Source organism: Chitinophaga lutea (assembly GCF_003813775.1).
In the GTDB taxonomy this organism is placed as follows: Bacteria; Bacteroidota; Bacteroidia; order Chitinophagales; family Chitinophagaceae; genus Chitinophaga; species Chitinophaga lutea.
Window position 1 is genome coordinate 1,252,446 of record NZ_RPDH01000001.1, and the last position, 12,748, is coordinate 1,265,193.

9 protein-coding genes are annotated in these 12,748 nt (G+C 56.7%); all 9 read right to left on the reverse strand.

The window, feature by feature from the left end:
- Positions 1-21: 21 nt before the first annotated feature.
- The 9 genes from EGT74_RS04800 to EGT74_RS04840 all read right to left on the reverse strand — a co-directional run bounded on the left by EGT74_RS04800 (position 22) and on the right by EGT74_RS04840 (position 12,738).
- Positions 22-2,382, reverse strand: coding sequence for a TonB-dependent receptor (locus EGT74_RS04800; protein ID WP_123845390.1), 2,361 nt, complete (start codon positions 2,380-2,382; stop codon positions 22-24).
- Between the two features lie 70 nt (positions 2,383-2,452).
- Positions 2,453-2,785, reverse strand: coding sequence for a hypothetical protein (locus EGT74_RS04805; protein ID WP_123845391.1), 333 nt, complete (start codon positions 2,783-2,785; stop codon positions 2,453-2,455).
- 172 nt (positions 2,786-2,957) lie between these two features.
- Positions 2,958-4,538, reverse strand: a complete 1,581-nt coding sequence (locus tag EGT74_RS04810) for a DUF1501 domain-containing protein (protein ID WP_123845392.1) — start codon at positions 4,536-4,538, stop codon at positions 2,958-2,960.
- A gap of 19 nt (positions 4,539-4,557) precedes the next feature.
- Positions 4,558-6,198: a DUF1800 domain-containing protein gene (locus EGT74_RS04815; RefSeq protein ID WP_123845393.1), complete on the reverse strand. Its 1,641-nt coding sequence runs from the start codon at positions 6,196-6,198 to the stop codon at positions 4,558-4,560.
- 233 nt (positions 6,199-6,431) lie between these two features.
- On the reverse strand, positions 6,432-7,610 hold the full coding sequence (locus EGT74_RS04820) for a thiolase family protein (RefSeq protein ID WP_123845394.1): 1,179 nt from the start codon (positions 7,608-7,610) through the stop codon (positions 6,432-6,434).
- 46 nt (positions 7,611-7,656) lie between these two features.
- A complete protein-coding gene (locus EGT74_RS04825) occupies positions 7,657-8,505 on the reverse strand; it encodes a DUF4249 domain-containing protein (protein WP_158618007.1) in 849 nt (282 codons plus the stop codon).
- A gap of 17 nt (positions 8,506-8,522) precedes the next feature.
- Positions 8,523-11,171, reverse strand: coding sequence for a TonB-dependent receptor domain-containing protein (locus tag EGT74_RS04830; RefSeq protein WP_123845396.1), 2,649 nt, complete (start codon positions 11,169-11,171; stop codon positions 8,523-8,525).
- Positions 11,172-11,195: 24 nt separating this feature from the next.
- Complete coding sequence (locus EGT74_RS04835) at positions 11,196-12,158, reverse strand: FecR family protein (protein ID WP_123845397.1); 963 nt, start codon at positions 12,156-12,158, stop codon at positions 11,196-11,198.
- A gap of 73 nt (positions 12,159-12,231) precedes the next feature.
- Positions 12,232-12,738, reverse strand: coding sequence for an RNA polymerase sigma-70 factor (locus EGT74_RS04840; protein WP_123845398.1), 507 nt, complete (start codon positions 12,736-12,738; stop codon positions 12,232-12,234).
- Between the last annotated feature and the right edge of the window lie 10 nt (positions 12,739-12,748).

Genomic DNA, 12,748 nt, shown 5'->3' on the forward strand with positions numbered 1-12,748 from the left:
CTCATTGTCGGTTATAATGTTTTAAATGGATGCTTTCTTTCCAAACTGGAGGGGCATCTTTACTTTGAGATAAATGTTACGGCCCGGCTCGTCCGCGAAGTAGCGGAAGAAGTTCAGGTAATCGCGGTACCGGGTGTTCAGCAGGTTGGCAGCGCCGAGAATAAACGACACGGGCTGCTTGCCGAAATGCACCGTACTGCCGGCTTCCAAACCCACCAGCGTGTACCCGGAGGGCGGCGCCAGCAGGTCCTGGCCGCGTGGATCGTTTTTGTCCTGGAGGTTCGCGGGCGTGCGTGTCTGCTTCAGCACGTTACTAACGCTAACGGATATATAATTTTCCTTAAACGCTTTGTAGTTCCCCGGCGTAAAACTCAGCTCGTTCTCGAACCGGTCGGCGGGCATATTGATCAGCCAGTCGTTATCGGTTTCGTTGTAAGCCCGCAGAATGGAGGCTTTGGAAGTGAGCTGCCATTTCGGGAGGAACTGCCAGCGCACCTGCGCGTCCATGCCTTTCATGGTGACGTCGGACTGGCGGTAAAACGTGTAAGGGAACGCACCGCGGATGGTGACCACGATACTGTCTGTCGGCTGCTGGAAAATGAAGTTGCTGATGTGGTTGTAATACAGGTTCACATCTGCCTCCAGTTTGTCGCTGATATCGTAGTGCAGGGTGGTGTTGAACTTGGCGGCGTCTTCCGGTTTCAGGTACGGATCGCCGTCCACATACACCGCCGCGCCGTGGTGCAGGCCGGTGGCATACAGTTCGTTCACACCGGGCGGGCGCCAGGCGCGGGCGGCATTCACCGACACGTGAAAGTTATCGGTAACGCGGTATTGTGCGCCGAGCGAGCCGGAGATGCTGGCATAATCCTGTTCGGGATAATGGATCGCACCGGCGTTGTCGCCCAGGTTATAGTACTGTTTGTTGTCGTAGCGGATACCGCCTTCCACCAGCCATTGCTGGTTGGCGCTTTCCCATTTCTCCGTCCAGAACGCCCCCCATTGCAGGCTCTCGTAATTCGGGATAAAAAGCCTGCTGCGGTAGCTGTTCTCCTGGTAGGTGCCGGTAGCGCCGACGGTGCCGCGCAGCCCTTTCCAGCTGAAATGATCCCAGAGCAACTCAGCGTTGTAGGTGGTGAGATTCAGGTTCATTTTGTTGACGGAGAGGGCGGATTTACGGTCCAGCTCATCGCGGTAATTGAACTGGCGGGCCAGCACCAGGTTGAGGCGGCCGGCTTTCCCGGTGTTCAGGTAACTTTTGATTTTGAACAGCTCGTGCTCCACATGCTGGTATGGCCTTTCGATATCATATGAAAACCCTTCGGTGAATTCCGGCAGGGGGCGCTGTTGTTTGATCACGTTGTCGAGGTCTTCGCGGTTGCCGATGTGGGAACCTTCGAATACGCCGAGGTTGGTGTTGAACTGACTGTAGAACAGTTCAACGCCGTACTGCGGTTTTTTCCAGCCGATGGCGCCGGAGAAATTGTATTCCTCCACGCCGGTATTATCGAGCCAGTAATCCGGCGTTTTTACGTTGCCGCCTTTGCGCAGCGTACCCTGCAACCGCCAGCTGAGGCCCGGCAGTTTGGGCACCTGCTGTTCGATGATGGCCGACACGGCGCCCAGCCTGTTGTTGGAAAAACCGGCGAAGTTCACCTCACCGCCGAGGCCCGGCGTTACGGGCAGCGCTTTCGGTTCCACGAGCACCACGCCGCCGATCGCATCGCCACCGTAGCGAAGCGCGCCCGCGCCTTTGATCACCACCATTTTATTGGCGAGGAACGGGTCCACTTCCGGCGCATGTTCCGAGCCCCATTGCTGGCCTTCCTGGCGGATGCCGTTGTTGAGGATCAGCACGCGGTTGCTGTGCAGGCCGTTGATCACGGGCTTGGATACGTTCGGCCCGGTGGTGAGCGAGGTAACGCCGTTCACTTTTTTCAGCGCTTCCCCGAGCGTGAGCCCCCTCGTTTTTTCCAGTTCCTTCCCGCTGAGTGATTCTACCGGCGCGGTGGTCACTTCTTTGGCGGCGTGACCGGTAACGGCCACTTCCTGCAACTGCGTGACGCTGTGCGGCAGGGAGATATTACGGCGCTCGTCTGCACTCACCTGCCAGGCTACTTCCACCGGCAGGCAGCCGATGTGGCTGATGTGAAGGGTATAAAAACCCGGACAAAGCCCTTCCAGCCGGTAAACGCCTTTGTCGTCGCTTTTGACGGAGAGCCCGTTCTCCTTGATAACGATGGTGGCGCCCGGCAGTGGCTGTTTCGTTTCACTGTCGGTAACCGTCCCGCTCAAACGGATGGTACATTGCGCACTGGCGGCCGCTGCAAACATCAATTGCATCAACACTGCCGCCCATGCGATTTTTTTAATCACTTGCATGTGTACAGAAGATCATTGGCAGCCTGTGCTGCCGGCAATAAAATCAGATAAAATACCGGATGAGATGGGGTTACGCATGCGGGGGAGCGCGCAGGGAAAAGTAATAAGCGGGATATGAAAAAATGTGCAGCGGCAGCGTTTGGCTAAGCGTTGCATATTCGTGTGGCGTGGCGGGGACGGCTGTGTGATATCCCGGAAGATAGGCTTCCACTTCCCAGTGCAGCCATTCGCAGTGCTGGTGTTGGCCGGAGAGCACGGGCCCGTCCGTGTACACCAGGTTACAGGCTTCGTCGATGGTATCTTCGTGCCCCACAAAATGGTGCACATAATCCCTGGGCGTAATGTATAAACAAAACACGCCCAGCAGTAAAATGGCTCCTATTTGTTGGAAAAATTGCTTCACCTGCCTGGTTTAGAAGGCAAAGATACATAAAATCGAAGGATTGCAACATTGTTGCGGTTAGGGCATGCCTGACATGGCCGTTATCCCGCCTGTTTTATGCATCATGGGATGCCGTGGCATCCTGTCCGTTGTTGCACTGATACACATGCATAAATGATTTCCACGCGTGCCCTTATCTCACCTTCAGCATGCTCCTCACCTGCTGGATGGGCCCGTTTTGCAGGCGGGCGTAATACACGCCGTTGGCGAGGCGCTCCCCGTCGAACGGGATGGTGTAGTCACCGGCGGCATGCACTTTGTCTACCGGCGTGCTGATGAGGCGGCCCATGGTGTCGAACACCTGGATCATGGTGTGGCCTCCCTTGGTTTTGTAGGCGATGGTGGTTTTGGCGGAGAAAGGATTGGGATAGTTGGTGATGAACTGCAGCCCGTCGTTGATGCCGGGAATGTTGGTCACCACCCCGCAGGCCAGCCCGTTCACGAGCGGAAGGCTCTGGTAGTTGCGCAGCATGATGTGGTTGAGGTCGGTGCTTTTCACACAGAACCACTGTTCTAACAGCGACGCGTATACGGAGCGGAAATCGTACTGCATGGGCACATTGTCCGAAGCCCCGGCGGAGTCCGGCATGGTGGGCGTATTGCCGAGCACCTGCTGGTTCACATAGTCGCCGAAAATGATCATGGGAGCGCTGGCGCCGTGGTCGGTGCCCATACTGCCGTTGGAGCGGATGCGGCGGCCAAACTCGGAGAAGGTCATCCCTACCACGCGCTGCGATTTTTTGAGGCCTTTCAGGTCGTCCATGAAGGCTTTTACGGCAGACGATACGTCACCCAGCAGTTTGGCGTGCGAACCGGTGGTGGTATCGCCGCTGTTGGTCTGGCTGGCGTGTGTGTCGAACCCGCCGATGCTCACCATGTACAGGCGCGTTTTGAGCCCGCCCGCCACGAGGCGCGCCACAATTTTCAATTGTTGGGCCAGGTGGTTGTTGGCCGGGTAAGCGCCCTGGTTGGTCACTTTGGAAGCCGCCAGTTTGATCGCATCGGCAAACCGGTTGGTTTGTTTCTGGATGAGGCGGATATATTTCAGCTCTTTGCCCGCTTTGGTGTTGGGCACGGGGTCTTCCACCCCGTTGAGCAGGTTGTAGAAATCGGTGGCGCTGGTCACGGCCATCCCCATGTTCACGTCCGTTCCCTGGAATGCGGGCGACACCACGGAGCCGATCTGGATGGCCAGCGGGTCGGGCATATCCGCGTTGGGATATCCCACGGGGAAACCGGGGTATTGCGTTTCGAGGTAACGGCCTCCCCAGCCCGTCGGCAGCACTTCGTTGGCATCGGAACCGGTGAGCCAGATGTCGGTGGCGCGGAAATGCGAGAAGTTGGGCGAAGGGTACCCCACGCTGTGGATGATGCCCACATGCCCGTCGTTATACAGATCGCGGATGCCTGTCATGGCCGGGTGCAAGCCGGTTTTGGTTTGCCCGGCGAGCGCCAGCACGCGGCCTTCGGGGATGGCGATATTGGTGCGCGCAGCCTGGTATTTGCCGTACTGGTCGCGCGGGATCACCATGTTGAGCCCGTCGTTGCCGCCGTTCAGCTGGATCATCACGAGCACGTGGTCGTTTTCTTCAGCTGCGCCCTGCAGGGCCGCCAGCAAAGGCGAAGCGCCGAAAGCCTTCACGGAAAAACCGTTGATGAAGGATGGCAGGATGGCTGCCGGAGCGGTATACTTGAGGAAGTCTCTACGTTTCATAAATAGGTTTTCAGCGTGATCAGGCTAAATGGTATTCAGACAGGTTCATGATGTATTTGTACAACGCGCGGAGGTGCTGCACCACAACGGCCTTATTGGCGGCGTTGGACGTATCCGCCTTGTACACGTTCCATGCCTGCGTCCAGTAATAATCCTGTTCTGTACCGCCGAGGAGGATATTGTCTTTCAGGAAACTTTTGGTGGTATCGCTCACGCCCATCCTGTACAGGATATCGAGCGAATCCCTGACGAGCAGCACGGGGTTGGAGGGATCGGACAACTGTTCGGCGAATGCGATCGGGTCGATGCGCAAACCGCGGTAACCGTTGCCGATCATCTGGTCGGCAAACATGTTCCGCTGCGGCAGCGTATCGGTATTGATCCAGAGCTCATGAAACTGCGGGGCGAGGTAATACGCTTCCCAGCCGGACACGCCCGGCGGATCACCGATGTTCTGCTGCTGCCGGCCGGCGGCGCTTTGCAGGGCCTGCCATTGCGGATAGGCGTTGGCGTAATCGGCCGCGGGAGCGACGGTGACGCCGAATTCGCGGCAAAGGCCCACGGTGAAATCTACGGGACTTTTGATCAGGCAGCTCATGTTCAGCGGATCATAAAAGTGCTCGCACTTGAACAGCGCCAGCAACAAAGGTTTTATTTCATAATTCGCATCTCGGAATATTTTCGCCAACGGCTCGATCACATTGGTTTCGGTAGCATCGTCTATTTCGTAGTAAATAAAAAACTGGTAGAATTTCCGGCAGATGAACTTCGCCACTTCGTGCTGCGCGAAAATTATCTGGAGCATATCGTCTAGCTCCGTAGCGCCCATCTCGCCTGTTTTCCCGCTGATCACCTTGTTGGAAAACCAGGGAGAAAACTGTTTGTTGGTGATATCGTGTTTGCTGGGATCGAAATAAGAACGGATGTTGATCTTGTCCACTTTGTAACCGGTGAGCACGTGCGCGCCGGCGCGTACGTCTTCCTCCTGGTACAGCGAGGCGGGGCCTTTACCGCAGGTGAACAGTTCGAGCAGTTCGCGCGCGTAGTTTTCGTCGGCCGCGGTTTTCTCATTCAGGTATCCGTTGAGATATACGAGCATGGCGGGATCCAGGGTAATGGCTTTGGCCATGGCCCTGAAATTGCCGAGCGCATATTGGCGAAGGGTTACGTTATGCAGGTACATAAAACGCGCATCCCCGATCGTTTGTGTTTCGGTAGCCCAGTGGTTATGCCAGAAAAGCACCAGCTTTTCGTGGATGGTGCGCTGCTGACTGAGCATCACGCCCGTCCACCATGCTTTGTAGGACGTGCGGCGGTCGTTGTTGAGATCTTCGTCCCCTTCCGGCGCGGTCACCCATGTGGCGCCCGGCGCCACACCGGTACTGTCCGGCGCACCCTGGCTGTAATTATTCACGGGCGGAGCCGGCGTAACGGTGTTGTTCTGGATCAGGGCATCCACGGCCTGGTCCATCGACATTGCCCTGAAGTGCTTCACATCCGCCGGCGCGGCGCCGAACATGGCGCGTTTCAGCAAATGCACCACCTGTGCCGTTCCCCATTCGCCGGTGTAAGGCGCAAGGCCGGAATATGTTCTGGCAGCCGCCGGTTTCGACGTTTTTTTGCGGGAGGGGGCTAGTGTTAAGAAGTCTCTACGGTCCATCTGGGATACGGTTTTAGGGGCTGTTACCCTGTTAGGGCAGGATAATAGCGGTTTTCCGAAAGCAAATTAGTAAAAAGTTTAATTCAATCATATTATTTTATATGAAATGTACGTTCCGCCGCCCGAAACGACAAGTGTTCGCAGAAAGCAGATGATTTTCACAGGGTTAGAGGGCCGGAAACAGGAAGGGCGCACCGGTTGGCGCGCCCTTCGTATGTTGATTACATCCGTTGTTACGCAAGATTCTCGATCACACCGGCGATGCCCTGCCCGCCGCCGACGCAGGCGGTCACGATGCCGTATTTTTTGTTCAGGCGTTTCATGTCCTGCAACAATTGAATGGTGAGCTTGGCGCCGGTACAGCCGAGCGGGTGGCCGAGGGCGATGGCGCCGCCGTTGATATTCACTTTTTCAGGGTCGAGGCCCAGTTCGCGGATAACGGCTACGGACTGGGAAGCGAAGGCTTCGTTCAACTCCACGAGGTCGATGTCCTGCAACGTTTTGCCGGCTACCTGCAGGGCTTTGGGCACCGCGGCCACGGGGCCGATGCCCATGATGCGGGGATGCACGCCTGCGCTCACGCAGGATACCAGCCGCCCGATGGGCTGCAGGTTCAGCTCTTTCATCATCTTTTCACTCATCACTACCACAAACGCGGCGCCGTCGCTGGTCTGCGAGGAGTTACCGGCCGTTACCGTTCCGCCGGCGGCGAATACGGGCTTGAGTTTGGCGAGCACCTCGAGCGAAGTATCGTGGCGCGGCCCTTCGTCGGTATCCACCACAAAATTGCGGGCCTGTTTTTTCCCTTTTTCGTTGAGATATATTTCTTCCACGTTAATGGGCAGAATGCCTCCTTTGAAATATCCGTTCTGGATGGCGTTGATGGCGCGTTGATGGGAGCGGAACGAAAATTCGTCCTGCTGCTCGCGGCTCACGGAAAACTCTTTCGCCACGGCCTCTGCGGTGTTGCCCATGCTGAGGTAATAGTCCGGCGTGGTGGAAGCCACACTGTAAGCGGGCACTGTTTTCCATCCTGCTACCGGCACCAGGCTCATGCTTTCGGTACCGCCGGCGATGATGCAATGCGCCTGGCCGCTCTGGATTTTGGCGGTGGCGATGCCGATGGTTTCAAGGCCGGAGGCGCAATACCGGTTCACCGTCATGCCGGGCACCTCGATACCCAGCGCGCGCACGGAAATCATCCGGCCGATCTGCAGGCCCTGTTCCGCTTCCGGCACCGCGTTGCCCACAATCAGATCATCCACCCTGTTCGGCTCCAGCTGCGGGATGGTTTTGAGCAAACCCGTGATCACCTCCACGGCCAGATCGTCCGGCCGGTAAAAACGGAATCCGCCTTTCTTCGATTTCGTTACCGCTGTTCTGAATCCTGCTACTATATATGCGTCCTGCATGATTGGGTCCTTTTTTTGGTGTAATCAAATTTAAGGATTTTAGGCCTTATTTGATCTCGATGTTCAAATGTGCGGCGTTCACCCCGCCGAATATACCGTAACCGCCGGCCACATTGGTATGCACACGGTTTTGCTCCACCAGCAGGTTGCCTTCATTGGCGTTCTGCAGCTCGAGCGTTTTGAGATACTGCCAGCTGTGCCAGGTGAGGCCGGTCACTTCCAGCACCAGGAAATCGCCGGGCTGGCTGACCCGTTCGGTCTGCATCACGACGGCGATGTTGTGGCCGTCGAAACGCTCGTCCGGGATGAGGGTGCTTTCGAGGTAGTTGTTGGTGATCAGGTCGGTGAAGCTGTTATTGTAAGAGGGATCGAACCTGTAGCGCAGCCGTTTCACGGGCACTATCCGCCCCGCCGCGTTCATCTCCCCGGCGTACAGCCGGAAGCGGTAAAAATCCTTCCCCCGCACATCTTTCAGCGTAAACTTCACACGGTTGCCCTGGACCTGCGCGAACGGGTCGGCCAGCACGGGGCGGCGGGGCAATGTATCTGCCGCCCGCACGGTGTCAAGACCGTCTGCCGCCACCTGGATGGTGTAACGCAGCGCGGCGGACACCGGCTGCGTGGAAACGAAGTATCCCTTCCCGCCGATCTCCTGCCATTGCAACGGCACTTCCAGATCGCCGGCTTTCACGGTGACGCCGGCATCCCTGATGGCGGGAAAGCTGGTGGCGCCGGGCGGCTGCGAGCGCGTAACGCGGATGTACAGCACACTGTCGGGCTGCATCAGGCTGTTTACCACGATTTTATCGCCGTCGTACGGAATGGGTATATGCACACTCTTCTCGCAGGCCGCGAGCAACAAAATGGCGGATATGAATGCTGCTGTTTTTTTCATGACGAGATCCATTTTTCTTAAAATCTGATCGCATACGTAACGCTGGGCAGTATGGGCAGAATGCTCAGCATTGTGAGCTGGCGTTTGCCGTCGTCGTCGCGTTTATAGTAATAAAAAAACGGGTTCTTCTGGCTGTATGCGTTGTACAGGCTGATGTTGAGCGTGTAGCGCGTTTTTTTCCGCTGTTTCACATGCGTGGCGCCGATGTCGAGGCGGTGCACGTCCTGCATGCGCAGCATGTTGCGGTTACCCACGATGTCTATCTCATTGGGCCCGCCGGTACCACCGGGGGTGTGCGGCGAAGGATCGTCCTGCTGCTCGTAGCTGCCTACCGGAAGCGACAACGGCGCCCCGGTGGAATACTGCCATTGCGCGGACAATTCCCAGCGTTTGCCGAGGCGCTGCGTGAGCACCACTTCCACATCGTGCCGCCGGTCGTATTTGTAAGGGAATCGTTTCCCCTGGTTCACGGTCGGGAACTGCCGGTCGGCCCAGGCGAGCGTATAACCGATCCAGCCCCTGAAATCGCCTTTCTTTTTCTGCAACATCAGTTCACCGCCGTAGCTCCAGCCTTTGCCGGTCACCACGTTGCTTTCCCAGCTGGGTGTGGCGGATTGAAAATCGTTCGACAGCTCGTTGTATTCGATCACATTCCGCATTTCCTTGTAGTACCCTTCCACCGACATTTCGAACATGCCGCTCTGCGTGGTTTTGGCAAGGCCCAGCGCCACCTGGTTGGCGTGCATGGGCGGCACCTTGTCCGTAGCGGCCACCCACAGATCGGTGGGCATGTAGGTAGCGCTGTTGGTAAGCAGGTGCAGGTACTGCGTCATCACGGTATGCGACATCTTCAGCGCCCAGCGTTGCGGGAGCAGGAAACGAAAACCCATCCTCGGTTGCAGCGACGCGTACACCCTGCCGGGCACGATGAAAGAAGAGGCGTGCAGGCCGAGATTCAGGTGCACGGAGTTGCCGATCTTCCAGTCGTCTTCCGCATACAGGGCCAGTTCCAGCCCGCCGGACGTTTCATCGTTGTAAGCAGTATCAATCAGCTGCAGGTCGTCAGACATATTATTGAACCGGAGGATGCCGGGCTGGAAGATATTGTAGGTAGCCTGCAAACCGAAACGCACGGCGTGCTCGGGATTGGGGCGATAATCGAAATCGATTTTCCCGCCGGCGTTCTGCACCTTCGAAAAATAGCGGCCGTTCATGTTATCGGATTCCTTCACCAGCGGCGTATCGAGCGCCATGTATTTGTAGCGGTAGTCGGTGTTGAAATAGAACTGCGAATAATTGAGCGTGGTGTTGGAGAACAGCCGGGGACTGAAAATATGGTTCCAGCGGAGCGCATATGCCTGGTTGCCCCAGCCGAGGCGGAAACGCATTTCTTCGTGGTACCTTTTGGGCATGCCGTTGATGCTGTCGAAACGGTGGTTGCGGTCTACCGTCATATGGTCCTTGCCGCCGTAGGCGCTGAGGTAGATGCGGTCTTTCGGGGAAAAGATATGATTGATCTTCGCGTTGCCGTCGAAGAAATACAGCCAGAATTCGCCTTCCTCCCCGAGGTTGAACTGCTTGTGCGCAACGTCCTGCAATATCAGATCCGCATATGTGCGGCGGGCGGTGACGATGAAAGAGGTTTTGCCTTTATCGATGGGCCCTTCCACCATAAACTTCGACGCCAGCAGGCCGAGCGACACTTCGCCGTGGTATTCGTACATATCCCCGTCTTTCATCGAAATATCGACCACCGACGATAAACGGCCGCCATAGCGCGCGGGAAAAGCGCCTTTGTACAGTTCCACGTTCTTGACCATATCGGGATTGAACACGGAAAAAATACCGAACGCATGGGTGGCGTTGTACACGGGCGTACCATCGAGCAGGATGAGGTTCTGATCGGGGCTGCCGCCGCGCACATGAATACCGCTGGAGCCGTCCGCGCCGCCGCTCACACCGGGCATGGCCTGTATCGTGCGCAGCACGTCTGCTTCTCCGAGCATGCGGGGCATGGTTTTGGTCTGCGAAATGGCGAGGTTGAGCTTGCTCATCTGCGTCTGTTCCTGGAGCTTCGGCAGGTTGTCGGTCACCTCCACTTCCTGCAAGGTATTGGAGGGCGACAGTTTGATATTGACGAGGCGGTTCTCTTTGTCTTTCAGCTGCGCCGCGCCGGCGTTGTAACCGATGTACGATACGTTGAGGGTGCCGGTGTCCTTGGCGGTGGTGAGACTGAAAAAGCCGAATTGATTCGTGGTGGTGCCGGTGTGCAGGTGGGGCATGTACACGGTGGCGCCGATGAGTTTTTCTCCGGTGAGGGCGTCTTCCACAAAACCGTTGATGGTGCGGGTGCCGGCGTGTTTGAAGGCGAGCACCAGCTGGTCGCCGATGCGTTTATACTGGATGTTGCTGTCGTCGAAAAGCAGGTCGAGCACGCGGCGCAGGGGCATGTCTTTTACGTTGACGGACACGCGCCGGGTCATGCTCACCACGTCGCGACTATAGGAAAAGTGAATGCCGTATTCCTTTTCGATCAATTCGCAGGCAGCAGAGAGGGGTTGGTTGTTAAGCGACAGTGAAATCTTGGTGCGCCAGTTCCAGGCAAATACCTGCATCGGGATCAACGCGATGATCAAACCCAGCAGGAGCGTCCTCGCCAACGACATTCGTTAAATTTTTAGTTAGGTCCCTTATTTAATGGAAAACTGCTGCTGCCCGGTTTTTTCGGCCTGAGAATTGGTCATGTAGGTGATGGCGGCCATCACGTTTTCAATAGACTCATTTTCAAAGTTGGCAGTGATCTCCTTCTGTAAAAGTGCGCTGTCCGCCACTTTCACGTCCACATCGTACACTGCTTCCACGGCAGCCAGCACTTTGTGTAAAGGTACATTACGGAACACTAATTGTTTGCTGGACAAGTTGATTATATTTTCCGCGACTGAAAATCCGGTTTCCTTTACTTCCTGCCGCAGCACCATGCCGGGTGTGAGCACGGCGCTGTCGCCATGCCGGCGGTCTGTGACGAGTACTTTCCCGCTGTTCACGTGTACGGTAAGTCCGGTTTGAGGGCCGTAATCCACCGTAAACTCCGTTCCCAGCACTTTTATTTCAGTCTGATCTACTTCCACTACGAAAGGCGCTTCCGGGTCCTGCGCCACGGTAAAGATCGCTTTGCCCGTCAACCGTACGCGGCGCTCCTTCTTCCCGAAGCCGCCCGCCAGTTTGAGGTCTGCGTTGGGCTGCAGGGCCACCTGGCTGCCGTCTTTGAGCACGGCTTTCTGTCCGCCGGAAAACGCTGTTTCCTGTTGCGCCTGGCGGGGCCAGAGCCAGAACGCGGCGCCCACGGCCACCAGCAGAACGGCGGCTATGCGGAGCCAGGGAAAGGGACGGCGGATAGGTACTACATTCTCTTCCCCGCCGGCGGTGATGGTTGTTTTCAGGCGCTCCCAGCTGGCGCCCGTGTCGATGCCGGGATGGGCTGCGGCCGAAGCAGACGCTTCCAGCACCTGGCGGATCCCGTTCAGCACTTCTTCATTTACAGGCTGTTCCATGCGCCAGGCCTCCACCCATTGCCGTTCAACGGTATCCGCTTCATTCAGCAGATACTTGCATAGCAGGGAATATAATGCCTCATCTGGTTGCAAATTGCTCATGTACAGTTGTAATAGTTAATCAGTTTTCCGGATAGATGACGCCTGCCGTTAGCCGCTCCCCCTATCCGATATATCATAAAAACAGGTGCAGGTACTCTTTCAGCTCCTGGTGGAGTATTTTGAGCGCCTTACCCATCTGGTTCTCAACAGTTTTGACGGAAATATCCATCACCGCCGCTATTTCGGCATATTTCAGCTGCTGCCGGCGGCTCAGGAGAAATACCTCCCGGCAGCGCTCCGGCAGTTTGACGAGCGCCTGCTCCAGCCTTTTTTCGAGCTCTTTGGCCTGCAGCGAAAAATGCACTTCCACTTCCTGCATCTGCCCGAACGAGGTTTCTTTTTCGCTGCGCACGGATTGTTTGCGCCACTGGCTGATGGCGGTGTTGCGGATGGCCGTAAACAGATAGGAACGCTCCGAGCCGGTGATCTCGATGGTCGCCCGCTTTTCCCACAACTGGGCAAACACGAGCTGCACCACTTCTTCCGCATCGTAGGGGTCGCCGGTATAATGTACGGCGAAGGCGATGCAGTGCGGGTGGTGCTCTTTAAAAAGCCTTTCAAAAGTCCGGAGGTCCAGCATGTTACAACGG